Source organism: Micromonospora sp. NPDC049836 (assembly GCF_044465125.1).
In the GTDB taxonomy this organism is placed as follows: domain Bacteria; phylum Actinomycetota; class Actinomycetes; order Mycobacteriales; family Micromonosporaceae; genus Micromonospora.
Map to the genome: position 1 here is coordinate 111,630 of NZ_JBITLH010000012.1, position 23,000 is coordinate 134,629.

At 74.3% G+C, this 23,000-nt stretch carries 20 protein-coding genes, 2 tRNA genes and 1 pseudogene; 15 read left to right on the top strand and 8 right to left on the bottom strand.

Features of this window, described 5'->3' with window-relative positions; genetic code table 11:
- Positions 1 to 14: 14 nt before the first annotated feature.
- The 6 genes and pseudogenes from ACIBPB_RS27120 to ACIBPB_RS27145 form a co-directional block, all read right to left on the bottom strand.
- Positions 15 to 2,477: a transglutaminaseTgpA domain-containing protein gene (locus ACIBPB_RS27120; protein ID WP_396842257.1), complete on the bottom strand. Its 2,463-nt coding sequence runs from the start codon at positions 2,475 to 2,477 to the stop codon at positions 15 to 17.
- Entirely contained in the window at positions 2,453 to 3,766 is a 1,314-nt protein-coding gene (locus tag ACIBPB_RS27125) for a DUF58 domain-containing protein (RefSeq protein WP_396842258.1), read from the bottom strand. Before ACIBPB_RS27125 ends, ACIBPB_RS27120 begins: the two co-directional genes overlap by 25 nt.
- 7 nt (positions 3,767 to 3,773) lie before the next feature.
- Positions 3,774 to 4,769 carry an AAA family ATPase gene (locus tag ACIBPB_RS27130; RefSeq protein ID WP_396842259.1) on the bottom strand — a complete coding sequence of 332 codons (996 nt, stop codon included), beginning with the start codon at positions 4,767 to 4,769 and terminating at the stop codon, positions 3,774 to 3,776.
- 40 nt (positions 4,770 to 4,809) lie between these two features.
- Complete coding sequence (locus tag ACIBPB_RS27135) at positions 4,810 to 7,437, bottom strand: fibronectin type III domain-containing protein (protein WP_396842260.1); 2,628 nt, start codon at positions 7,435 to 7,437, stop codon at positions 4,810 to 4,812.
- Positions 7,438 to 7,583: 146 nt separating this feature from the next.
- The gene (locus ACIBPB_RS27140; RefSeq protein WP_396842349.1) at positions 7,584 to 8,345 is read right to left on the bottom strand and encodes a hypothetical protein; all 762 of its coding nucleotides are present in this window, start codon (positions 8,343 to 8,345) and stop codon (positions 7,584 to 7,586) included.
- A 2,295-nt stretch (positions 8,346 to 10,640) separates the two neighbouring features.
- A pseudogene (locus ACIBPB_RS27145) lies at positions 10,641 to 10,862 on the bottom strand (tetratricopeptide repeat protein); the annotation flags it as partial.
- A 231-nt stretch (positions 10,863 to 11,093) separates the two neighbouring features.
- On the opposite strand from ACIBPB_RS27145, the gene ACIBPB_RS27150 reads away from it, so the two are divergent.
- Both ACIBPB_RS27150 and ACIBPB_RS27155 read left to right on the top strand, forming a co-directional pair.
- Positions 11,094 to 11,177 (top strand) — tRNA-Leu (locus ACIBPB_RS27150).
- 259 nt (positions 11,178 to 11,436) lie between these two features.
- The gene (locus ACIBPB_RS27155) at positions 11,437 to 12,669 is read left to right on the top strand and encodes a tyrosine-type recombinase/integrase (RefSeq protein ID WP_396842261.1); all 1,233 of its coding nucleotides are present in this window, start codon (positions 11,437 to 11,439) and stop codon (positions 12,667 to 12,669) included.
- 62 nt (positions 12,670 to 12,731) lie between these two features.
- On the opposite strand, the gene ACIBPB_RS27160 is transcribed toward ACIBPB_RS27155, so the two are convergent.
- On the bottom strand, positions 12,732 to 12,941 hold the full coding sequence (locus tag ACIBPB_RS27160) for a hypothetical protein (RefSeq protein ID WP_396842262.1): 210 nt from the start codon (positions 12,939 to 12,941) through the stop codon (positions 12,732 to 12,734).
- Between the two features lie 145 nt (positions 12,942 to 13,086).
- Between ACIBPB_RS27160 and ACIBPB_RS27165 the strand changes: the two genes are divergently transcribed.
- Positions 13,087 to 13,506, top strand: coding sequence for a hypothetical protein (locus tag ACIBPB_RS27165; protein ID WP_396842263.1), 420 nt, complete (start codon positions 13,087 to 13,089; stop codon positions 13,504 to 13,506).
- A 90-nt stretch (positions 13,507 to 13,596) separates the two neighbouring features.
- Positions 13,597 to 14,181, top strand: coding sequence for a hypothetical protein (locus ACIBPB_RS27170; protein WP_396842264.1), 585 nt, complete (start codon positions 13,597 to 13,599; stop codon positions 14,179 to 14,181).
- A gap of 98 nt (positions 14,182 to 14,279) precedes the next feature.
- Here ACIBPB_RS27170 and ACIBPB_RS27175 read toward each other — a convergent pair whose 3' ends face one another.
- Positions 14,280 to 14,456: a helix-turn-helix domain-containing protein gene (locus ACIBPB_RS27175; protein WP_396842265.1), complete on the bottom strand. Its 177-nt coding sequence runs from the start codon at positions 14,454 to 14,456 to the stop codon at positions 14,280 to 14,282.
- A 174-nt stretch (positions 14,457 to 14,630) separates the two neighbouring features.
- Here ACIBPB_RS27175 and ACIBPB_RS27180 point away from each other — a divergent pair.
- The 11 genes from ACIBPB_RS27180 (at position 14,631) to ACIBPB_RS27230 (ending at position 22,996) form a co-directional block, all read left to right on the top strand.
- Positions 14,631 to 14,703: transfer RNA gene (locus tag ACIBPB_RS27180), tRNA-Gly, on the top strand.
- A gap of 36 nt (positions 14,704 to 14,739) precedes the next feature.
- Complete coding sequence (locus ACIBPB_RS27185) at positions 14,740 to 16,083, top strand: hypothetical protein (protein WP_396842266.1); 1,344 nt, start codon at positions 14,740 to 14,742, stop codon at positions 16,081 to 16,083.
- Positions 16,080 to 16,544, top strand: a complete 465-nt coding sequence (locus ACIBPB_RS27190; protein WP_396842267.1) for a hypothetical protein — start codon at positions 16,080 to 16,082, stop codon at positions 16,542 to 16,544. The genes ACIBPB_RS27185 and ACIBPB_RS27190 overlap by 4 nt, the downstream gene beginning before the upstream one ends.
- Positions 16,541 to 17,461: a ParB N-terminal domain-containing protein gene (locus ACIBPB_RS27195; protein ID WP_396842268.1), complete on the top strand. Its 921-nt coding sequence runs from the start codon at positions 16,541 to 16,543 to the stop codon at positions 17,459 to 17,461. Before ACIBPB_RS27190 ends, ACIBPB_RS27195 begins: the two co-directional genes overlap by 4 nt.
- 184 nt (positions 17,462 to 17,645) lie before the next feature.
- Positions 17,646 to 17,936 (top strand): hypothetical protein, encoded by a 291-nt coding sequence (locus ACIBPB_RS27200; protein WP_396842269.1) that lies wholly within the window; start codon positions 17,646 to 17,648, stop codon positions 17,934 to 17,936.
- A 62-nt stretch (positions 17,937 to 17,998) separates the two neighbouring features.
- Positions 17,999 to 18,613, top strand: a complete 615-nt coding sequence (locus ACIBPB_RS27205; protein ID WP_396842270.1) for a hypothetical protein — start codon at positions 17,999 to 18,001, stop codon at positions 18,611 to 18,613.
- A complete protein-coding gene (locus tag ACIBPB_RS27210; RefSeq protein ID WP_396842271.1) occupies positions 18,591 to 18,746 on the top strand; it encodes a hypothetical protein in 156 nt (51 codons plus the stop codon). Before ACIBPB_RS27205 ends, ACIBPB_RS27210 begins: the two co-directional genes overlap by 23 nt.
- On the top strand, positions 18,743 to 19,126 hold the full coding sequence (locus ACIBPB_RS27215; RefSeq protein ID WP_396842272.1) for a hypothetical protein: 384 nt from the start codon (positions 18,743 to 18,745) through the stop codon (positions 19,124 to 19,126). The genes ACIBPB_RS27210 and ACIBPB_RS27215 overlap by 4 nt, the downstream gene beginning before the upstream one ends.
- A gap of 3 nt (positions 19,127 to 19,129) precedes the next feature.
- Positions 19,130 to 20,524: a terminase large subunit domain-containing protein gene (locus tag ACIBPB_RS27220; RefSeq protein ID WP_396842273.1), complete on the top strand. Its 1,395-nt coding sequence runs from the start codon at positions 19,130 to 19,132 to the stop codon at positions 20,522 to 20,524.
- Between the two features lie 88 nt (positions 20,525 to 20,612).
- Entirely contained in the window at positions 20,613 to 22,253 is a 1,641-nt protein-coding gene (locus ACIBPB_RS27225) for a ParB/RepB/Spo0J family partition protein (protein ID WP_396842274.1), read from the top strand.
- On the top strand, positions 22,250 to 22,996 hold the full coding sequence (locus tag ACIBPB_RS27230; protein ID WP_396842275.1) for a hypothetical protein: 747 nt from the start codon (positions 22,250 to 22,252) through the stop codon (positions 22,994 to 22,996). The genes ACIBPB_RS27225 and ACIBPB_RS27230 overlap by 4 nt, the downstream gene beginning before the upstream one ends.
- Positions 22,997 to 23,000 lie beyond the last annotated feature (4 nt).

Here is a 23,000-nt window from a genome sequence, read left to right on the forward strand (position 1 = left end):
CTGCCGGGCCGGGATCAGCGGCGCCAGCGCAGCGGTCCCGGGTGGACCGTCCACAGCAGCCGCCGCCACCACGGCCGGGCGGCGCGCAGGGCCGCCGCGTAGTCGGTGGCGAGCGCCGCCGCCCGGTCCGCCTGCTCGGCGGTGGCCAGGCCGGGGGCGAAGGCCACCTGGTTCAGCAGCCCGGCCAGCTCCCGCACCGCGGGGCCCGACGGTTCCGGGCCGACCTGGCCGTGCCCGCCGGTCCGGCCCGTCACCTGCTCCGCTGCCGGCGACCAGGCGAGCGCCCCCGGCCCGGACACCGGACCGTCCGCGGTCGGCACGGACGCCGGACCGTCCGGGGCGGGTGCGGCCGGCGGTGGCGTCCGGGCGGCCCGCGCCTCGGTCAGCGTCCGGCCGGCCCGGTCGGCCACCTCGGCGGCGGCCAGGTCCGCGCCGACCGGGTGGCCGGCCAGCCGCAGCGCGTCGGTCAGCTCCCGCCAGGCGCCGGCGATCCGGCCGGCGGGGTCACCCCGCTCGAGGCGGGCCCGGGTCAGGTTGCGCCGCAGACCGGCCAGCACCAGCAGCAGCGCCCCGACCAGCAGCAGGCCGCCGCCTGTGCCCGCGCCGACCAGCACCGGCGTGCCGGGGCCGCGACCGTCGCCGGCGTCGCCGCCCGCGTCGGCGACCGGTGCCGTGGCGGTCGGCTCGGCCGTCGGCGCCGGCACCTCCGACGGCGGCGGGTCGTCCGGCGTCTGACGGAAGTCCTCCTCCACCGGGCGGGGCTGCTCGTCCGGGCGGGGCAGCGGATCGAACGGCACCCAGCCGACGCCGTCGAAGAGCACCTCCGGCCAGGCGGACGCGTCGGCGGCACGTACCGGGCCGTCCCCGCGCGGCCGGAAACCCACCACCACCCGGGTCGGCAGGCCGGCCAGCCGGCCGAGCACCGCGAACGACGCGGCGAACTGCTCCGAGGTGCCGCGCTGCCCGCCGCCGTTGCGCGGGCCGAAGAGGAAGAACGCCAGGTTCGGGTACGCGTGCCCGCTCGGCGCGTCCGCGGTCAGCCGGTAGTGCCCGGCCAGGAACTCCTCGATCGCCTGCGCCCGGGCGTACGGGGCGCCGTTCTCCTCGGCGAGCTGGGTGGCCAGCCGGCGCAGCTGCTCGGGCGCCCCGTCGGGCACCCGCAGCACCCGGGCCACCGCGTCACCGGCCGGCACGTTCGCCGTGCCGAGCAGGTTCCCGTCCGGGCGCTCCCGCACCGAGGCGACCGTGTAGCGCAGCCCGGGCGCCAGCCCTTCCGGCCGGATCAGCGTCCCGGTCGCCGGGTCGTACGCCACCCGCGCGCCGGTCACCTCCCGCGGCGTGGGCACGGCGGGCAGCAGCCGCCCGGTCAACTCGGCCACCGTGATCTCCTGCCGGACCGGATCGGTGGTGGCGCCGGGCGCCGGCTCGGCGGCCGGCAGGATCCGCCCCGCGTTGCGGTAGGTCGCCCCGACCCGCCAGGTCACCCCGTCGTAGTCGCTGAGCACGGCCAGCCGGATGCGGGTCCCGCCCGGCTCGGTCCGGCCCGGCTCGGTCCGCACGTCGAGCAGGTGCTGGTCCGGGTTGAGCGCCCAGCCGGAGATCCGGATCAGCGGGTTCTCGTCCAGCGACTCCACCCGCGGCGGCTCGACGTAGCGGCGGGGGTCCACCGGGCGGTCGCCGACCCGGGCCGCGACCACCGGGGCGAGCAGGGCGGCGACGGCCACCACCACGGCCACCCCGGCGGCGCTCGCCGCGGCGAGCCGCAGCCGCACCGCCGCGCGTACCGCCGGGGGCAGCCCGGCCACCGGGTCGCCGCCGGCCGGGGTGTCGCGGTGCGACGGCACGGCCAGGCCCACCGCGGCGACCGCCGCGAACGCCACCGTCGGGCCGATCGCCGGGTCCGCGTTCGGGCCGACCACGTAGAGCGCGCCCGCGTAGAGCAGCGCGGGCGGCAGGTAGCCGAGCAGCACCCGGCCGGTGCGCAGCGCCACCTCGGCGGCGGTCAGGCCGGCCAGCCAGGCGGCGACCACCGGCAGCAGCACGGTGTCCGGCGTCGGCTCCACCGGGATCATCGCGGTGAGCAGCCGGGGGATGGCGTTGCCGGCGGCGTCCGCCGCCACCTCGGCCAGGCCGCCGGGCAGCGCCGCGTGCGCGGCCGCCAGTCGCAGCGACAGCAGCGTCCAACCGGCCAGGCCGGCCACCGAGAGCGGCGCCACCAGCCAGGACGGCAGCCGCCGGGTGGCCACGCTGACCAGCACCGAACCGGCCGCCGCGCCGGCCATCAGCCAGGTCAGCAGCGGGTCCGCGTAGACCCGGCCCAGCACCACGCCGGCCAGTGCGGTCATGGTGAGCAGCACCAGCGGCACCGCCGCCGCCCGCGCCAGCCGGCCCCCGCCGGTCGGGGTCTCGGGGGTGTCGGGCCGGTCGGTGCCGGGCGGCGCCGGGGCGAGCGTCACCACCGGCGGATCCCGTCCCACTCGGCGGCGAACCCGGCGCCGTCGGCCGCGTCCACCACGACCAGGCCCGCCGCGCCCGGCGGGGTCCGGTCCGGCGCGCCGAACACCCCGACCACCACCGACGGGTACGCCCCGCGCAGCGCGCCCACATGCCCCAGGTCGCCCCGCGCGCCCGGCCCGGTGAGCACCACCAGCGTGTCGCCGAGCCGGTCCCGCCGCAGCCGGCCCATCGCGGCCGGCAGCACGTCCGCCCCCGTCTCGACCAGCTCCACGGCGGCCAACCGGTCCAGCGGGCTCGACGACGCCGCCCCGCCGGGCCCGAGACCGCCCGCCGGACCGGAACCGCCGGCCGATCCGGAGCCGCCGGTCAGCCCGGAGCGGCCGGCCGGCCAGGCCCGGCCGAGGCGCAGCCGCGCCCGGAGACCACCGGCCGGGTTTGCCGGGGCGCCCGGGTCGGTCGCGCCGCCCGGCTCGGCCCCCGTGGGGGCGACCAGCAGCAGGGTCACCGGCAGGTCCTCCCGGATCGCGGCGGCCACCACCGACGCCGCCGCCTCGCAGGCCGACTCGAACGACTCGGCCACCCCGCCGACCCGGTCCGGGTGCGCGGCCGCCCGGTTGTCCAGCGCCACCACGATCCGGGGCAGGCTGGTGTCCACGTTCTCCCGCACCATCAGCTCGCCCACCCGGGCGCTGGTGCGCCAGTGCACCCGGCGCAGCTCGTCGCCGACCACGTACTCCCGCAGCGAGTCGAAGGTGATCGAGCCGTGCGGCACGCTGTCGGTGCGCCCGTCCAGGCTGCGCCCCGCGCCCGTCGGCACCGCGCTGAGCGGGTGGATCCGCGGGTGCACCCAGACCGGCGCGACCTCCCCGTACGGGCGGGCCAACGCGACCAGACCCAGCGGGTCGCGGCGGGTGACCCGCAGCGGGCCGACCGGCACCACGCCCCGGCGCTGCGTCGGCACCTCGTAGCGGACCTCGGTGTCCCGGCCCGGCCGCAGCCGCAACAACGGGACCGGCACCGACCGGCCGGCGCAGCGGTCCTCGGCGAGCAGGTTCGCCGCGCGCAGCCGCCCGGTGTTCCGCACGGTCAACGTCATGGTGGCCGGCTCGCCCCGGGCCACCCGGTCCGGGTCGGCGACCCGCTCGACCGCCAGCCGAGGCCGCCAGGCGGCCGTGACGAGCGCGTAGCCGACCGCCACGGCGGCCGCCGCGCCCAGCACGGTCAGCTCCGGGTACGCGAACCGGAAACCGGCCCCCAACAGCAGCACCGCGGCGACGAGCAGCCCCACCCCACGGGCGGTGATCCCCACGCCCGGCTCAGCCGTGCACCGGGGCCGGCTGCCCGGACGGCAGCGGCACCGGCACCGACGCGACGGCCTGGCGCAGCACCTCGGCGGCGGTCACCCCGCGCACCTGGGCGTCCGGGGTCAACAGCAGCCGGTGCGCGAACACCGGCTCGGTCAGCGTCTTCAGGTCCTCCGGCATGATCCAGCCCCGCCCGTCGATCAGCGCGTACGCGCACGCCGCCCGGGTCAGCGCGATCACGCCCCGCGGGCTCACCCCGACCCGCACCTGCGGGTGGTTGCGGGTGGCCGCGGCCAGCCGCACCGCGTACGCGTAGAGCGGCTCGGCGATGTGCACCCGCCGGGCCATCCGCACCATCTCCCCGACCGTGGCGGTGTCGGTGACCGCGCTCAGCGAGTCGGGGGAGCGCACCGTCGCCCCGCGCAGCACCTCCACCTCGACCGCCTCGTCCGGGTAGCCGACGGAGAGCTTCACCAGGAATCGGTCGAGCTGAGCCTCGGGCAGCCGGTACGTGCCGTCCATCTCCACCGGGTTCTGGGTGGCCACCACCAGGAACGGCTGCGGCACCGGGTGCCGGACGCCGTCCACGGTGACCGTGCGCTCCTCCATCACCTCCAGCAGCGCCGACTGGGTCTTCGGCGAGGCCCGGTTGATCTCGTCGGCGATGACGATGTTGGCGAACACCGGACCCGGGTGGAACTCGAAGCCGCGGGTGGCCTGGTTGAAGATGGTCACCCCGGACACGTCCGAGGGGAGCAGGTCCGGGGTGAACTGGATCCGCCGCCACTGGCCCTTCACCGTCGCGGCGATCGCCCGGGCCAGCGTGGTCTTGCCGACCCCGGGCACGTCCTCGAGCAGCACGTGCCCCTGGGCGAACAGCGCCGTCAACGCCAACCGGACCACCTGCGGTTTGCCCAGCACGACCGCGTTGACGTTCTCGGCCAGCCGGGCGGCCAGGGCGGCGAAGCCCTGCACCTCCGGCTGGGTGAGCGGTTCGTGGGTGTTCACGCGCGTGGTGCTCCTCGATCGCGGTGCTGCGGTCAGCGGGTCAGCAGGTCGGCAGGACGTTGAGGTTGTCGCCGCCCTCCAGGTTCAGCCAGGCCCACGGGATGTAGTTCTTCCCGTCGTAGGCGACCTGCACCCACCAGGTGCTCCGCTTCTGGTCGTTGTAGATCCACGAGTCGACGTCGTCGCCCTGCTTCTTGCAGTACGCCCGCAGCCGGGTGCCCGGCTTCGCCCAGCCGACCTGCTTGGAGTTGAGCTGCTGGGGGATCGAGAAGATCTCGTTGCCGTTGCGGCCGTCCACGTCCTTGTCGCAGTAGGTGCGCTGGTCGCCGCTCGGCCCGTTGTTGCAGGTGGCGATCCCGTACACCGGGTCGGTCGACTGGTCGCGGGTGGCGGTGCCCTTGCCGGCCGCGTTCGTCGCGGTGACCGTCACCGTGTACGCGGTGCCCGGCGTCAGGCCGGTCACCCGCAGGCTGGAGCAGCCGCCGCTGACCGTCTTGCCGCCGGTCGCCGCCGAGCAGGTGGCGTTGCCGCCGCCGGCGTCCACCGTGAACGACACCGTCACCGAGGTGATGTCCGCCGACGAGCCGGTCACCGTCACCCGCGGCGCGGCGACCGTGCGGGCCGTGGCGGTGGCCTCCGGGCCGGGACCGGCCTCGTTGACCGCCTTCACCTTCACCGTGACGTTCTGCCCGTTGCCCAGCCCGCCGACCGTGGTCCGGGTGTCGGTCACCTCGCTGGTCTTCCCGCCGACGTCCACCAGGTATTTGGTGACCGGGCGGCCGTTGTCCACCGCGGGCGCCCACTGCACCGCCACGGTGCCCGGCTGGTCGGCCACCGTGGACGCCTTCAGCTCGGTGGGCGCGGCCGGGGCGGTGAACGGCGCCACCGTGTTGCTCAGCGGCGACGCCTTCGACCCGGCGCCCTTGTCGTTGATCGAGACCACGGTGAAGGCGTACTGGTTGCCGTACTCCAGTTGACCGGCGGCGATGACCAGCTCGGTCTTCGACGACTCGCCGGCCGGCGCGGTCGCCCCCGCCGAGTTGGCCGTCACCGCGTACTTCGCGATGGTGTTGCCCTGGCCGTTCGCCTCCGGCCAGCTCACCAGCACCGTGCCGTCGGGCCGCGCCTGCGCGGTGACCGAGGCCGGCGGATCCGGCACCGCGGCCGTCGGCGTGACCGGGTTGCTCTTCCGGGCCGGCCCGTCGCCCTTGGCGTTGACCGCGTGCACCGAGAACGTGTACGTCTCGCCGTTGGTCAGCCCGGTGATCTCCACCGACCGCTGGTTGGCGCCCACCTCACGCCGCTGGTCGGCGCCCTCCACCACGTACCGGGTGATCGCCGCGCCGTTGGCGGCCGCCGGCCGCCAGCTCACCCGCGCCGACGCGTTACCGGCCGCCGCGGTCACCGCGCGCGGCGCGCCGGGCTTGCCCACCCGCGGCTTCTTCGGCGGGGGCGGCGGCGCGGGCACCGGCGGCGGGTCGCCGCCCAGCACGTCGTTGGCGTACTTGTTGACCTCACGGACCCGGTTGTGGTCGTCCACCACCCGGGCGGTCGACGCGTCCGGCGGGTTGATGAACAGGTGGTTCTCCCGCACCTCCAGCTCCACCGGGCCGGGCCGTCCCGTGCCCTTGATGGTCTCCACCAGCCGCCCGTCGGCGTCGAACGAGTAGACCGTGCCGGTGCTCTCGTCGGCGACGTAGAACCGCCCGGCCCAGGCCACCGCCGGGGTCAGCCCGTCGCCCGCGCCGGGCACGCTGAACTGCCGCACGTCGGCGCCGTCGCGCACCACGTGCACCTTCCGCTCGCCGGGCACAGTCACCGGCACGTCCTGGCCACTGGTCCGGATCGGCAGGCTGCCGGGGGCGGACATGGCGAGGTCGGCCCGCTGCGTCCGGCCGCCCCGCACGGTCACCAGCGAGGTGGAGGTGCGGTCCAGCACCGCGACACCGTCGTCCAGCGTGGACACCACCAGCTCGTGGCTCGGCTCCGCCACGTCGTACGTCTCGACCCGCTTCGGGCTCAGCCCGGCCGGCGGGGCCGCACCGGGGGTGGCGGGCAGCTCGGCGGCGGTGACCGCCGAGACGGTGCCCTCGCTCGGCACCGCGATCCAGAGCCGGCCCGCGCCGTCGAACGCCCCGCCGGTGATGCCCGGCGGATAGCGGACCGGCTCGCCCACCGGGGTCAGCGCGCGCGGGTCGAGCTGCCGCACGATGCCCTGCACCGCGTCCACCACGAACGCCGAGTCCTCGTGCAACGCCACGCTCACCCCGAAACCCGGCGCGGTCGGCGTGCTCGCGGTGATCTGCAGGGTGGCCAGGTCCAGCGAACTGACCTGCCCGGTGTTCAGGTCGCGCAGGATCAGCAGCCGATCGGTCTGGGCCACCTGCACCTGGTGCCGGCGCGCCCCCGGCACCTCGACCCGGGTGTCGACCCGGGCGGTGACCCCGTTGACCCGGGCCATCTCGCTGCGCGTGGTGCTCCACAACCAGGAACTGGCGTCGTAGTTGGCCACCGCGTTGTCGGCGGCCCCCAACCCGAGCACGGTCAACCCCATCGCGGCCAGCAACGCCACCACGGTGCCGACGGTGACCAGCCCGCCCCGTAGCCGTCGGGACCGGGGCGGGGCGGCCTGCGCCCCCGTGCTCGTGACGTCCTCGGTGGTTGCCACTGCCGGCTGCCTCCCCAGATCGGTGCGGGAGGCGTCACGCGTGGACGACCCTCCCCAGAGCCGGGAGCCATCATAGGGGCCGGCCGGGCATCGGGTAACCCGTACCGTCCCCCTGTGGACACCGAGCGTGTCCCCGGCGCGCGCGGTCAGTTCGTCGGACCGCCCTCCCGGGCCGTGCAGACCTGACCCGAGGTGGCGTACGTGTCGGTCGAGTAGACGGCCAGCACCGTGAAGCAGTAGTCCAGCTTGGCGCTCAGGCCGTTCACCGTGTACCGGGTCGTCCCCGGATCCACCGTGGCCATCACGCCCAGCTTCTGGCCCGCCCGCCCCCCGGCCACCACGAACGGCACCCCGCCGTCGCTCGGATCCGTCCAGGTCACCGTGATCGTCGTGGTGTCGTCCCGCAGCCGCAGATCACCCGGCGGCGGCCCGCTCACCTTCGGCCCCGGCGCGGACGAAGCCGGCGCGGGTCCCGGCGGCGGCGCCGAACCCCGGTTCAGCACCAGCGCGCCCACCCCCACGGCGACGACCACCACGAGCACCACGACACCGACCACCACGGCCACCGCCGTCCGGCTGCGGCCGTCCCGCTCCGGCTCCGGCTCCGCCACCATCGGGTACGCCGGCGGCTGGTGGAACGGCGCCGGCACCGCCGGCCACACCCCGTTCTCGGGGTACGCGGCCGGCGCCGGCTGCTGCGTCTCCGGGAACTCGAGCAGCTCGTCGTAGACCGGCAGCGCGCGTCGACCCGCCTCGTCCGTCTCGCCCGGCTCCTCCGGGCCGGGCCCGGCCAGCGCCACGCCGGGCTGCTCGTCCTGGTCGTCCTCGTCCACGATCTCCGGACGCGGATCGGCGGGCCGCTCCACCGGCTGCGAGGGGGCCACGCTGCTCCAGGGCGGTGCCGTCATCCCCCACGGCGGTACGGGCGACGCGCTGACCGGCGAGGCGGCCGGCGGCCCGCTGACCGGATACCCGGTCCCGGGCGGCCCGCTCACCGGGTAGCCGGTTCCAGGTGGCCCACTCACCGGATAGCCCGCTCCCGGTGGCGCACTGACGGGGTAGCCCGCTCCCGGTGGCGCACTCACGGGGTAGCCAGCGTTGGATGGCGCACCGGCGAGGTGGCCGCCGTTGGGTGGCGCGCTGGCCGGATAGCCGGCGCTGGGTGGCCCACTGACCGGGTGACCGAGTCCGGGCGGCGCGCTCACGGGGTAGCCGGCACCGGGAGATGCGCCGACCGGCGGTGCCGCCGGGGCGGACGGTGGGCCGCTCGCCGGTGGGGGACTTAGCGGCGGCACGGCGAAGGGCGCGCCGCTCGCTGGTCGGGACATTGCGGGTGACGCGGCGGCCGGCGGTGCGCTGATCGGCGGTTGGCCGGGTACGGGCATGCCGCTGGTGGGTGTGTTGGGGACCGGTTGCGCGCTCACGGGCGAGGCGCTGGCGAGTGGGCCGCTGGCGGGCGGCGCGCTGACGGGTAGACCGCTGACGGGGGGCGCGCTCACAGGCGGGGTGCTGACGGGCATGTCGCTGACGGGGGGCGCGCTCACGGGCGGGGCGCTGACGGGTGGGCCGCTGACCGGAGGGCTCGGGCGGGCCGCGTCGGGCGCCGGTTGCGGGCCGGTATCCGCCTTTGCCGCGGCGGCCCGCTCGATCTCCTCACGTAGCAGCGGCCCGATCTGCTGGACCTGCACCGTCGGCTTCGCCCAGCCCGGAGCCCGCGTCCCGTCGCCGGACGCGACGTCGCCGCCGTCACCCCGCGCGGACCGGCCGTCAGCAGGTCCGGCCAAGGGCCCCGGCGTCCGGTCGGCAGGTGGCGCCGAGGTCGGCGCGGCAGGCGGCGCCGAGGGAGGCAGCGTCGGGGCCGAGGCGTGCGTGGCCTGCGGCACCTTTGTGGGCGGAGCCGGCGGGCCTGAGGTGGGTGCGTCGGTGGGAGCCGGCGGGGCAGCGAGCCGCGGTGCCGGGGGCAGGTTGCCCGCCGAGGGCGCGGCCGGTCGGGACGCCGGCGCCGCTACGGGACCGGCGGATGATGGCGTCGGCCCGGGCGCGTCCGGCCGTTGCGGCGGCTGGGCGGGCGGAACCGGAACGGCGATGACCGGTGCGGGCGGCAGCGGCGCCGGCCCGACCTGGGTCATCGAGGCCGCCCTCCCGGGCGGTGCGACAGCCGGCGGGACCGGACGTGGACCGGACGCCTGCGGCGGAGCGGGCGGTTGCGGGCCAGCCGGATCAGCCGGGGCCGGGTGCGCGACAGCCGCCTGCGGTGTGGCGGGCGACGGCACGAGCGGCGGTGCCGGCGCGGCGGAGGGCGGCCTGACCACGGCCGGCGGCACGGGGGCGGGCGCGGGGAAACGCGGCTCGACGGCCGGCGGCGCGGACATCGGGGCTCGGGGCATCGGCGGCCCGGACATCGGTGACGGGGGAGTGGGCGGCGCGGACACCGGTGCTGCCGCCATCGGCGGCCCGGAGACCGGTGGCGGAGGAATGGGTGGTGCGGACGTCCGCGCCGGCGGCATCGGTGGACCCGGTACCGGCGGCGGGGGCGCAAACATCGGCGTCGACGGCATCGGCGGTCCGGACGCCGGTGGCGCGGAGGCCGGTGGCGCTACCGGGAGCGAGGCGCTGGGTGATGCGCCAGCGGCCGGCGGTGGGATGACCGGTGGCGGTGGCAGGGGCGTACCGGCGGAGAGGGGCGGTGGCGGCGTACCGGCGGATGCGGGAGGCGGCGCCCAGGGCGACGTCTGGGCCGGTCCGGCGAGCGGGCGCGGTGGCGGTGCCCACCGTGGATCCGTCGCAGGCGGTGGGGCAGGAATTGGCCCGGCGGCGCCGGCTGTGGCGGGACCCGGGTGAGCCGGCCGGGCCGGGTGAGCTGGCGGGAGCGGGTGAGTGGGCGAGCCCCCGGGCCGGGGGCCGGGAGCGGGTGGGGTGATCGGTGGCGGGGGCGGCACCGCCGGCATCGTCACGGTGGGTCCGGAGAGCGCCCCCTGAGCCGGCCCGGCAGCGGCGGCGGAGCCGCCGAGGTACTGGCGGGCCGTGCGTACCGCGGGGTGGTCCGGACCGAGCACGGCGGCGCCGGCGGTGGCCACCCGGGTGTAGTTGCGGCGGGCCTCGTGCCGGTTGCCGAGTTCCTCCGCCACGCCGGCGAGGTCGAAACTGAGCGCGAGCATCAGCGGGTCGGCCTCACTACGACGCCGCTCGCCGGCGGCGTACGTCTCCTCGAGCACCCGCCGGGCGGCGGCCGGGTCGTCGGCCTCCCGGTGCAGCCGGGCCAGCAGATGTCCGGTGGCCAGCACGTCGGGGTGGTCCTCCCCGTACGCCGGGCGGGCCGCCGCGATGGCGTCGGCGAGCAGGCGGCGGGCGGTGACCAGGTCTCCGGCGGAACGGAGCGCGAGCGCCTGGTGTTGAGCGTTGGTCAGGGGGGAGGGGTGGGACACGGGAGCAATGCTGCCCGGTATGGGTGCTCGGGCGCTACCCGGCTCCGCCTATCCGGGATTGACCGTTCCACGCCTGCCTGGCTGGCCCGGTTGAGCTGTGGAAACGTGGTGGTCCGGCGGTGATGTGCATGATCCATCTGCGCCGTGTACAGTAATGCCCCGTGCGGCCCGCCCGGCCGGCTGAACCGGTGAGATGATCACCTTGGCCGACAGGGTAGGCTGGACAGGCAAGTCCGGGTGGCGGAATGGCAGACGCGCTAGCTTGAGGTGCTAGTGCCCGTATAGGGCGTGGGGGTTCAAGTCCCCCCTCGGACACAAGATCAAGAACTCGCACAGAAGGCCGTTGACCTGGCATTACTCAGGTCAGCGGCCTTAGTCGTTTCTCGGGCTGCTGCCGCCGAGGGAGCACCGAGGGAGCACGAGCCCGGACGGGCGTCGTCGGGAACAGCCAGCGGCGCGATCTTGAACTGGCTCAGCCGAACGGTTACGGTCCCACTGTTGCGCATACAGGTGCGCTCGGCGGCAGAGTCCGCAGACGCGGGGTGCGAGGCCGCCAGGTTCACGTGGAGGAACTGTGGCAGGGCTGGAGAGAAGGACAACGAACGGCGGGAAGACAGTTCGCTGGCGGGTGAAGTGGCGGGACGGCGGCCGCCGCGACGGCCAGCAGGTCAGCCGGACGTTCGACTACCAGGCCGACGCGAAGCGCTTCAAGACGCTCGTCGAGGCTGCCGGCGAGCGGATGCCGTCGCCGGAGCAGCTGCTGGAGCACGGCTTCGCCGAGCTCCTTCCCGCCGGCGTGGCCGCCCCGGCGACGCCGGAGCCCGCCGAGGCGGTGCTGACGTTCCGGGCGTACGCCGAGGAGTGGCTGGGCCAGCTGGTGAAGCCGCACCCGGAGACGGTGCGCAAGTACCGGGAGCGGCTGGAGAAGCACGTCTTCCCGCTGCTGGGCGACCGGCCGATCGCCGAGATCACCCGGCGGGAGATGCGCGAGTGGCAGCAGGGCCTGCGCGACGCGGGGTTGTCGGCGAAGACGATCGCCAACATCCGGGGCGAGAGCGTGGTGCCGATCTTCAAGGCGGCGTGCCGGCCCGGCGAGGACGGCGAGCCCGCCGTGCGGACGGCCAACCCGATGGACGGCCTGCCGCTGCCGGAGGGCCCGCGCGCTGAGCGGGACATCCTGGAGAGCCCCGACGAGGCCCGGCTGTTCCTGGAGGCGGCGTACACCGTCGACCCGGAGGCGGCGGACCTGCTGCTGTGCAAGCTCTCGACCGGGCTGCGCTGGGGCGAGGTGAGCGCCCTGCCGCCCCGGGCCGTCAACCTCGCGCGGGGCACGGTGTCCATCGTGCAGGTCCTGCGGAAGGTGAACCGGCGGTGGGTGGTCGAGCCCAAGCCGAAGACGAAGCAAGGCTACCGGGAGGTGCCGTTGACCGCCGCGGTGGCGCGGATGGTCGCCGAGCGGTGCGCGGCCGCCAGCCGGGAGCCGGGCCGGCAGTTCGTGTTCGTCGCGCCGCGCGGCAACCACTGGCGGTACGAGGACTTCTACGAGGGACGGTGGGTGAAGATCCGCGACCTTGCCCGGGACAAGGGCCTGCCGCGCCGGATGACGATGCACGGGCTGCGGCACTCGCTCCTGACGCTGCTCGCCACCGAGGGCGTCGACCTGGCGGCGCTGCGGACGATGGCTGGGCACGCCAGCGTGACCACGACGATGAACGTGTACGTGCACGCCACCCGCCGGCACCACGAGCCGGTGCGGCAGATCGTCGGGGACTTCCTCGGCGTCGACCAGCTTGCGGCCGCCGGGTAACGGTGCCCCGCGCATGTGCGGAGCGGCGGACCGGTTGGCCCGCCGCTCCCCGCGGCCGTCCGTCAGAACTGACCGATGAGGTCAGTGAGGCGCTCCACCGGTTCGCTGGACGGCGCGAACAGGACCGCCGCCAGCAGGGCCAGTATCGCGACCACCAGGACGGCCACCCACACGTTGACGGTGGCGGTCAGGCTCCACTGAGATCCACCAGCGCTCTCCGGCGGTGGTGTGCCGTTTCCTGGCGGGGAGGCGGGATCAGGACGTACGCTCACGGCGTCGTTCTCCTCGCTAGCTGTGGGCAGAACGGTTGAACGGCTCCGGGTGCCACCGGGGCCGTTCGCGTTTGCGACGGCCGCGCCGTTCGGAACACATGCTCCTGTGGTGTACGTAGCTCTCGCCTTCAACTACGGTTGATGAATGTTCCGAGAGTTGGGGCTGCCGAGCGACGAAGACTGGGCCACTCTCCCGTACCACAAGAGGGATAAAGCCCTCCGCGAATGCCTCAAAGGGCTCGCGGCTGATGCGCTGCAGCAGATGGAGAACCTGATCTCGCTGGACGCGCCACTGTCACAGGCGCAGCGCGACCACGCGCTCTTCATTCAAGTCATCGAGGAGATGGCCGCAGCACGACTCCGACTCGACGAGGAACTGCTGCTGGTTGTGGGACAGGCAGAAGAGATGGGACTCACCTGGACAGTCCTGGCTGCCGCGCTCGGCACCTCGACGCAGAACGCGCACAAGGTCTTTGCGAAGCGGCTGATGGGTGTGCGGAACAGAGTGGCATCGGGCTGGAAGGTCGAGGAGGTGCTGGAGGAGTTCTACCGCCGGAGGAGTTAGCGACCCGGGTCGCGGAGCATGGTGCTTAACAGGCTGCGTGCGGATGTTCGTCGCCCGCGCTGTGTCCCGGTAGGGGCCTACCCTGGCACGATGAGCGCTCAGTCGAGCCCGATGGGCAACTTCGTGTACTCGTTCGCCACCGCCCGACTGCTGCTCAAGCGAGCGCACGACAACGGTTTCCTGATCGAGGGAATGGTGCTGTATGTGTCGTTGATCGACGGGCTGCTGCGTTTGGCGATCATCCTGGACAAGCAGCTCGCGGGCGATCCGGTCACCGTCAACGAGTACATGCAGCAGGTGCCAGGCGGGGCGAAGATCAGCGAGCGGGCGATCTACGAAGAGGCCCGGCGGCGCGGCATCATCGACGAGGCGCTCAGGGCCGAGGTCGTCGACCTGTACGAGCACCGGAATGCGATCGTGCACCGGTTCTTCCTGACCGAGCTTCAGTACGCCGACCTGGAGCCGCATCTCATCCGCTACGAGCAGGTGTACGACCACTGTTCCGCGATCGTGGCAAACCTGGAGGACCGCCAGGTTCGCGAGGGCAAGGGCATGACCGTCACCGGGCCGGAGGCCGACCAGCAGGCTGTCCCCGTCGAAGTGCTCGCGAAGCTGGGGTTCAAACCTGACCTCTCTCCGCGGCGCCCGCCGAACGATCCTCCTAGGACGGTCTAGACACTGTGAGGTGAAGCAGGGACCGCCGGGTGCCGGCATCTGACCGGCTGCGCAGCGATGAGTGCTGAGAGAGCGACCTCACCGGCGACCCCCCACGATCAGCGGCGCGTGGCCGGGGACGGCTTGTAGGCGCTGTCCAGGTCCTCGTCCGTGAAGCGGACGAGCCGGCCGACGCGGTGGCAGGAGATGCGGCCCTTCGACACCCAGCGCCGGAGGGTGGTCTCCGCGATGCGCAGCTTCGCCGCGGCCTCGGCGTAGGTGTAGTCCCTGGCCACCTCGTCCTCCTCCTGCCTTCCGGGTTTACTGCGGGGTCACTGTAGACCATTGCGGCCCGATAGGTCTACGGTGGGCTACGCCCGGCCACGGGAAGATCGGAAGCCGCCAGCACCTCTCGCCGGGCGCCGGGTGTACGGCTACGATCTAGCACTGCGCGTGCATGGCACGCGGTCGCGCTGGAAGTGCTGTTGGCTGGCACGCCGCCCTACCGGGGCGGAGGCCCAGGTTCGAGTCCTGGCCGGCGCTCGACGCCCGGCCACAGGGGAAGGTGGTGAGCGGCGCGTGTTCCACGGCAGCATCCCGGCAGACCTGCGGTCGATCATCTACGAGCACGCCGAGTCCTGGCCGGACACCGACCTGTACGTCGGCTGCTCGGGGAACTTCACGATCGAGCGGACGCTGCACAGCCGGCCCGGCGAGCGCCGGGCGATCCACGGCAACGACGTCCAGGCGTACTCGAGCGCCCTCGGCTGGTGGCTGGCCGGCCGGGAGCTGGACTATCGGCTGAAGGACGAGCACGCCGAGGAGCTGGCCTGGCTGGAGCCGTACCTCGGCACGTCGACGGACACCCTGGCGACGCTGATGCTCGGCACCCGGTTCCTCCAGTACGTCGGCCGACAGGGCGTCTACTACGAGCGGATGGTCCGGGCGACGGTCGGGCAGTTCCCGACGATGCACGCCAAGACGGTGGCGAAGCTGAACGCGCTGACCCTGCGCCTGGCGGACTACTACTGCGGGGACGTGCGGGACTACCTGCGCGACGTTGTGCCGGCCGACGCGCCGGTGGCGATGTTCCCGCCGTTCTACGCCGGCGACTACGAGGCGCAGTTCGCCGGGATCGACGAGTTCTTCGACTGGCCGGCGCCGAGCTACGACCTGCTCGACGAGGACGGCAAGGAGGAGATCATCGGGGCGGTGCTCGACCGGCCGCACTGGATCCTCGGCCTGCACATCGCCCGCGACGAGCTGCGGCCGTGGCTGCGCGGCGTCGTCCAGACCTCCAACCGCGGCATGCCGATCTACGTGTACGCCAGCTCGGGCGCGCGGCGGGTGGTCGCGCCCGCCCAGCAGGTCGCGCCGATCCTGCTGCCGAAGATCGGGCCGCGCGAGGACCTCGGCGACCGGATGGCGCTGCACGTGCTGACCGGCGGGCAGTTCTCGGCGGTGCGGTCGCAGTTCATGAGCAAGACGATCCTGCCCGGGTCGCCGCTGCTCGCCTGCGGCGTCAGCGTCGACGGGAAGCTGATCGGGGCGTTCGCGTACCTGCCGCCGAAGTTCGACCCGAGCACCGCGTACCTGATGAGCGACTTCCCGGTGTCCTGGACCCGGTACCGGCGGCTGGCGAAGCTGATCGTGATGGCGGCCGCCAGCCGCGAGGCGCAGCTGCTGTTGCAGCGGTCCCTGTCGAAGCGGCTGACCGGCTGGTCGACCACGGCGTTCACCGACCGGCCGAACAGCGCGAAGTACGGCCGGGGCATCCCCGGCGTGAAGCTGCAGAAGCGCAGCGAGCCGGCCGCCGACGGCATCCACCGCTACCAACTCCAGTACGGCGGCCCCCTGGGTGACTGGACCCTGCAAGAGGCGCTGGCGGAGTGGAAGCGCCGCCACGGGAAGGACGAGCGATGAGCGACGAGCAGCCCGGCGAGCCGCCGGCCGCCGAGCAGCTGGCCGGCTGCCCGAAGACGCTGTGGGACGGCATGACGCCCTACCAGTGCGACGAGGGCGCCGAGACGGGCGTGTGCCCGACCCACGGCCGGTTCCGGATGCCGCCGCCGTCGGCGGACCCGGACAAGCCGTGCGAGCACGTCGACATGCACCTGGACGCCGACGTGCAGCGGCTGACCGCCCCCGACGACGACACCACGGTGGTGGCGTACATCGTGGAGCTCTCGATCCGCTGCCTGACGTGCCAGGAGCGGTTCCGCTGGTCGGGCGTGCCCGCCGGGCTGATGCCGAACCGGCCGGCCTGCTCGGCGGACGAGTTCGTGCTGCACGCGCCGATCCGGCCCGCCAGCGCCGACCCGGACTTCGGCCTCGGCATCCCCGGCTTCGCGATCCGCTACAACGCGGGCGGAGGGCGGCGGTGAGCGACGTCGACGAGCTGCCCCTGGACCCGCGGCTGCTGACCGTCCGGCCGCAGGACCTGACGTTGCTGGACGTCAACGCGCGGTACATGCGCAAGGAGCAGTACGACCGGCTGGTGGCGAACATCAAGCGGGACGGCTGCCTGACGAGCGTGCCGCTGGTGTGGCACGACGTCGAGAACGACAGGAAGGTGGTGCTGTCCGGCAACCACCGGGTCACCGCCTCGATCGACGCCGGCCTCACCGAGATCACGGTGATGGTGGTGCAGCAGAAGCTGTCGCGTGCCCGGCAGGTCGCGTTGCAGCTGTCGCACAACGCGATCGCCGGCGAGGACGACCCGGCCACGTTGAAGCAGCTGTACGACGAGCTGGACGACGTGGACTGGCGGGCCTACTCGGGCCTGGACGACAAGCAGCTCGACCTGCTCGCGCAGGTCGACCTGGAGGGCCTGTCCGAGGCGAACCTGGACTTCGCCACGGTGCAGCTGGTGTTCCTGCCGCACGAACTCGAGGCGGCCCGCGCCAGCTTCGACGAGGCGCGGAAGCTCACCCAGGCGGACGTCCGCTGGCTCGCCGGGTACGGCGACTACGAGTCCACCCTGGACGCGCTCGCGACGGCCCACGGCGCCCACAACGTCGGCAACGTGGCCACCGCGCTCGGCCTCATCCTGGCGGTGTTCGAGCGGCACCTCGGCGAGCTGCGCGACGGCGCGTGGCTCGACGAGGAGAGCGGCGAGCCGATCGGCCACGCGCACCGCCTGGTGCCGATCGAGACGGTGCTGGAGACGCGCTCCATGCCGGCCGACGCGGCGGCCGTGCTGCACCGCGCCGTGGACAAGCTGGTCCGCTCGGGCGAGGTGCCCGCCGACCAGCGGTGGCGGGCGCTGGAGCTGCTGGCCGCCGACTACCTGGCCGGGTGACCGGCGTGCGCGTGCCGTACGGCCTGACGATCGCCGCCGTGGTGGTGGTCGTCGGCGGCCTGCTGGCCGGCTGCATCGCGCACTGGCCCGGCTGACCCGGCCCCCCTGAGCCCCCGGCCGGCAGCCCGCCGACCGGAAATGCGGCCGCAGTACCCGACCGCGGCCCGACCCCCTGGAGGAAGAGATGACCGGACCCGCCCAGAGCGGCGAGGACCTGTACGCCGGGCTCGACGAGCGCCAGCGGCACGAGCTGGACCGGCGCTGCGACCACCACCCGCCGGTGAACCTGGAGCAGGCCGAGCGGCACCAGCGGTGGCGCACCGCGGTCAAGGCGCTGATGGCCGAGGCGATGCGCAGCCTGCCCTCCGGCCGCGAGACGTCGATGGTGCTGACCGCTTTGGACGACGCCCTGATGTACGGCAACGCGGCGATCGCCCGGCCACCCATGAGCGGAGGGCGCAGGCCGGGGCACTGAGACGTGGGCGGCCCGGCGCTGCACCCGCCGGGCCGCCCGCCCAGCAGCACGAGGAGGTGACCATGAGCGATCCGGAGCTTCTGGCGTGGGACCGGCAGCGCAACGAGCCCGAGAAGGCGTACGGGTACTTCGCCCTGTACCGCGACCTCGGCCGCACCCGCACCGTCGCCAAGGTCGCCGAGCAGGTCAACAAAAGCCGGGACTACCTCCACAAGCTGGCCACCCGCTGGAAGTGGGTGCAGCGGGCGTCGGCGTGGGACCGGGAAGAGGACCGGCTGTACGCCGAGGGCCTGGCCGAGCAGCGGCGCGACATGGCCCGGCGGCACGCCCGGATCGCGTCGGCGCTGCAGGGGAAGCTCGTCACCCGGTTGCAGAACCTCGACGCGTCGAAGCTGACCCCCGGCGACATCGCCCGGTGGCTGGAGGTGTCGACCCGGGTCGAGCGGCTGGCGCTGGGCCTGCCCGACTCCACGACGGCGCACACCGGTCCGGACGGCGGGCCGATCCGCGCCGAGGTCGAGCAGATGACCGAGCAGCAGCGCGCCGACTTCTTCCGCGCGCTGATGGCCGAGGCCGCCGCCCGCGCCGGCCAGGCCAACCCGACCGCCGAGCCGGACGACCCGGGCGGCGACGACGAGGACGAGGAGGAGCCCGGTGGGGCAACGGAGCAGGGATGACGGCGACGCGTGGATCGCGGTGGAGCTGCGGATGCCCCGGTGGGCGGCGTGGTGCGCGGCCGGTGGGCTGCTGCTGATGGGCGCGGCGGCCCTCGGCGGCGTGACCGTCGTGGCGTGGGCGGTCGCGCGGTGAGGAGCGGCCCCCGCTCGGGCAGGCTGCTGCTCGACCACCGGGCGCCGGTCGCCGCCCGACCGGCGTACCAGCCGGGCGGGGTGGTGCGCGGCTGGGCGGAGCTTGACGCGAAGCGCCCGCTGCCTGTGCGCCCCGCCCCGCCGCCGCGGCGGCTGACCCGGGTGCAGCGGCGGGCACTGCGGTTCCGCGCCTGGACGTGGCGCCTGCTGCTCGGCGCGTGGTTCGCCCTGATGGTGCTGGCGGTGTGGGCCGGGCTGCGGTGGGTCGGCCCGGCCGCCCTCGGCTGCCCGGCGCTGATGCTGGCGGCGTTGCTGCTGCTGGCCTGGGTCGCGTGCGTCGACCTGCGGCAGCGCGAAGCCGAGATGCGGGCCGAGGACTGACCGATGCTGCTGGCGTACCCGGACCCGGCGCTGATGACCGACGCCGAGCTGGCCGCGTACCTGCGCGAGGTGTCGGAGGTCCAGGGCCTCGTCCGGTACGACTGGCGGCGGCACGCCCGGCCCGAGCAGATGGAGCCGGCGTACTACCGGATCTGGATGCTGCTGGCCGGTCGTGGCTTCGGCAAGACCCGCACCGGGGCGGAGACGGTGCGCGGCTGGGCGGGCACCCGGCCGGGCGGGCACTACGCGGTGATCGCGAAGACGCACCGCGAGGTGTACAACGTCTGCTTCACGGCGCGGCGTGCCGGCCTGCTGGCGGTGATCCCGCCGAAGGAGGTGCGGACGTTCAACAAGAGCGAGCCGTACCTGGAGCTGACCAACGGGGCGATCATCCGCGGGTTCGGCGCGCAGGACCCGGACACGCTGCGCGGCTACGACTTCGACGGCTGCTGGCTCGACGAGTACGCGGCGTGGCCGTTGCAGACGGCGCAGGGCGTGTTCGACATGCTGTGGTTCTGCATGCGTGAGGCGCCCGACCCGCGCATGGTCGTCAGCACGACCCCGAAGCCGCTGCCGCACGTGAAGAAGCTGCTGGCGCGGGCGAAGAAGCAGGCGGCCCGGTCCCGCCGGCCCCGGGTGGTCATCACCCGGGGGCGGACGCTGGACAACGCGGCGAACCTCAGCGCGGAGGCGCTGGAGGAGCTGCTGGAGCAGTACGGCGGCACCCGGCTGGGCCGGCAGGAGCTGGACGCCGAGCTGCTGTCCGACGTCGACGGCGCGCTGTGGAAGTCGGCGTGGATCGAGGCCGGCCGGGTCGAGAAGGAGGACGTGCCGCCGCTGGTGCGCACCGTGGTGTCGGTCGACCCGGCGGACACGGTGTCGGAGACGAGCGACGAGACGGGCATCGTCGCGGTCGGCCGGGGCGAGGACGGCGAGCACTACGTGCTGGCGGACCGGAGCATGAAGATCGCCGGCATGGCGGCGGCCCGCCGGATCTGGCAGTGCTACCTGGACGTCGACGCGGACGTGGTGGTGTACGAGGGCTCGTCGGCGTGGCTGCGGGACATCCTGGTCGACGCCTGGGTGGCCATGCAGAAGGAGGGCGTGCTGCCCGGCGGCGACCCGCCGCTGGACGTGGTGCAGGCCCGCCAGTCGAAGCGGGTGCGCGCCGAGCCGGTGGCCGCCCGCTACGAGGTCGACCCGCCCCGGGTGCATCACGTCGGGACGTTCCCGGCGCTGGAGGACCAGCTGACGACCTGGACGCCGGAGTCCGGCGACAGCCCGGACCGGCTGGACGCCCTGGTGCATGGCGTGACGTACCTGCGGTCGAAGGAGTCCCGGCGCGCGGCTTTCGCGTCGCCGCTGCGGAGCAAAGCAGCAGGTCAGGGCGGTTCCTGATTGGACGGTGGATGATCTTGACTGATACAATGTTTATGTACGCCACGCGGCGTACCTCCGTGTTCACGTGGAAGAGGAGAGACAGGAAGTGACAGCACCGACGAAGACGCGGCGCGCGAAGAAGACAGCGCCGTACCTCGCCCAGCTCGACCCTCGCGAGCTGGTCGCGCACCCGACCAACCTGCGCACCCAGCTCGGCGACCTGACCGAGCTGCGCGCCTCGATCGCCGCGAGCGGCGTGCTGCAGGCGCTGACCGTCGTCCCCGAGGACGGCGGCATGCGGATCGTCGCCGGGCACCGCCGGGCGGCGGCCGCCGCCGAGGCGATCGAGGCCGGCGAGTGGCCGGACGGCACGCCGACCACCGTGCCGTGCCTGGTGCGGCCCGACATGGAGGGGCTGGCCCCCGCGCAGGTCGTGGCCATGCTGATCGAGAACGACCAGCGCGCCGACCTGACCGAGAGCGAGCGGGCCAACGGGTACGCGCAGCTGGAGCTGTTCGGCCTGGACGTCGCCGAGATCGCGCGGCGCACCGGCCGCAGCCAGAAGCACGTCAAGTCGGCGTTGAAGCTCAAGACGCTCGGCGACGTCGCCGCCGAGGCGGCCGACTCGGGCAAGCTGACGCTGGAGGACGTCGCCGCGCTGGAGGAGTTCGAGGACGACCCGAAGGCGATGGAGCGGATCCTCAAGGGCGTCGAGAGCGGCTGGGGCGTCCGGCACCGCGTGCAGGAGGAGAAGCGCAAGCGCGACGACAAGAGCGCGACGGAGACGCTGACCGAGGAGCTGACGGCGGCCGGCGTCCGGGTGTTGAAGAAGCCGAAGGACTGGCCGTGGAACTGCCAGATGGCGAAGGTCGAGGACCTGGCCGACGCCGACGACCAGCCGCTCGACGTGGAGGCGTTGAAGACGGTCGAGGGCTTCGGCGCGATCATCGAGGGCTCGTGCGGGAACATGCGGGCCGTCATCGTGTGCGAGGACCCCGAGGCCCACGGGTACAAGCGCACGAAGTGGACGCAGTACAAGAGCCCGGCGCAGAAGGTGGCCGAGGAGCTGAAGAAGCGGGAGGCCGAGGAGCGGCGGCAGAAGCTGCTCGACGCCGGCGAAGTGCGGCGGCGGTTCCTCGTCGAGAAGTGGGGCAGCGCGAAGGCGGCGAAGACGCTGCTGGTCGACGCGATACGCGCCGCCGTGGTGATGCCCGGCTTCTTCGACCGGTGCGAGGAGGAGCTGGTCGCCGCCCTGGCCGGCGGTGACCCGCGCGACGGGGCGACGGCCGGCATCGACCGGCTGAACCGGCTGCTGGTCGCCCGGTTCGTCGCCGCGCACGAGGGCAACACGGCGACCGTGGCGGCCGGGCGGTACTCCAACCGGGAGCACCTGGTGCTGCCGTGGCTGGACCGCCTGGTGGCCGAGGGCTACGAGCTGTCGGAGGCCGAGAAGACCTGGCGCGCCGAGCTGGTCGAGGAGGAGGACGAGCGGCAGCGGGCGCTGGAGCAGGAAGAGGCCGAGGCCGCGGCCGAGCTGGAGTACGACGACGCTGAGGGCTACGTGGAGGACGCCGAGGGCGTCCGGCCGATCGAGGACGTGCACCTGCCCGAGGGCGACGTCGAGCCGGCGGCCGAGCCGGACGCCGAGGCCGAGGAGCCCGAGGCCGCCGAGGCCGACGCCGAGACGGACCCGTGCCCGGAGGCCGACCTGGACGCGGCCGAGCCTGACGCGAAGGACAGCGAGTGAGCGTGACCCCAGCGGGTCAGCCGGAGGCGCGTACCGACCTGGTGCGCGCCTCCGGCGCCGGCCCGACCGACAGCATGGAGGAGCTGCCGCGCGGCACCTGCCCGGCCTGCCTGGTGGCGATCGGCGAGGTGCACGCCGACGACTGCGACGTGGCCGAGTGCCTGGCCACCGGCCGGAAGCGCATGTGGTGCCGGGCCCAGCCGGACACCGCGGGCCACGACTGTGGCCGCGCGGACTGGACGGGCTGGTGGCCGGCGCACGCGGAGGCCCGCGAGTTCGGCTGGCACGTGCGGTGGGACGTGGAGGCGCGGCGGTTCGTGCGCTGCGCCCCCGACGTGGAGGGCTCTGGGCCGGACCTGACGCGGCTGTACGAGCACGCGCGGTGGGACGTGGCCGCGCGGCGCTGGGTGCGGCGCCGGGCGGTGCTGTTCTCCCGAACCGTGCGCGGCGGCCGCGCCACGCTGGAGGAGCTGACGAAGGCGGCGCAGTGCTGGTGCGCCGAGCAGGGCTACGAGGTGGTCGGCGAGCATGTCGGGGCCCGCGGCTGGCGGGAAGCCGTCACCGATGTCGCCGACGGGGTGGCCGACGTTGTGGTGGTGCCGTCGGTGGAGCGGCTGGGCTTCGGGAGACAGGTGTTCGAGCGGATCGCGGCGGTGCGCGCGGCGGGCGGCGACATAGCCGGCCCCGGCGGGCGGATCGACGCGGACGGCACGGTGGTCGCCACGGCGACCGTCGAGACGTGAGGGA

Coding starts and splice junctions, on each gene's coding strand:
- ACIBPB_RS27220 (WP_396842273.1), top strand. CDS start 19,130: ATGCTGCTGGCGTACCCGGACCCGGCGCTGATGACCGACGCCGAGCTG.
- ACIBPB_RS27205 (WP_396842270.1), top strand. CDS start 17,999: ATGAGCGATCCGGAGCTTCTGGCGTGGGACCGGCAGCGCAACGAGCCC.
- ACIBPB_RS27140 (WP_396842349.1), bottom strand. CDS start 8,345: ATGACGGCACCGCCCTGGAGCAGCGTGGCCCCCTCGCAGCCGGTGGAG.
- ACIBPB_RS27165 (WP_396842263.1), top strand. CDS start 13,087: ATGTTCCGAGAGTTGGGGCTGCCGAGCGACGAAGACTGGGCCACTCTC.
- ACIBPB_RS27200 (WP_396842269.1), top strand. CDS start 17,646: ATGACCGGACCCGCCCAGAGCGGCGAGGACCTGTACGCCGGGCTCGAC.
- ACIBPB_RS27190 (WP_396842267.1), top strand. CDS start 16,080: ATGAGCGACGAGCAGCCCGGCGAGCCGCCGGCCGCCGAGCAGCTGGCC.
- ACIBPB_RS27170 (WP_396842264.1), top strand. CDS start 13,597: ATGAGCGCTCAGTCGAGCCCGATGGGCAACTTCGTGTACTCGTTCGCC.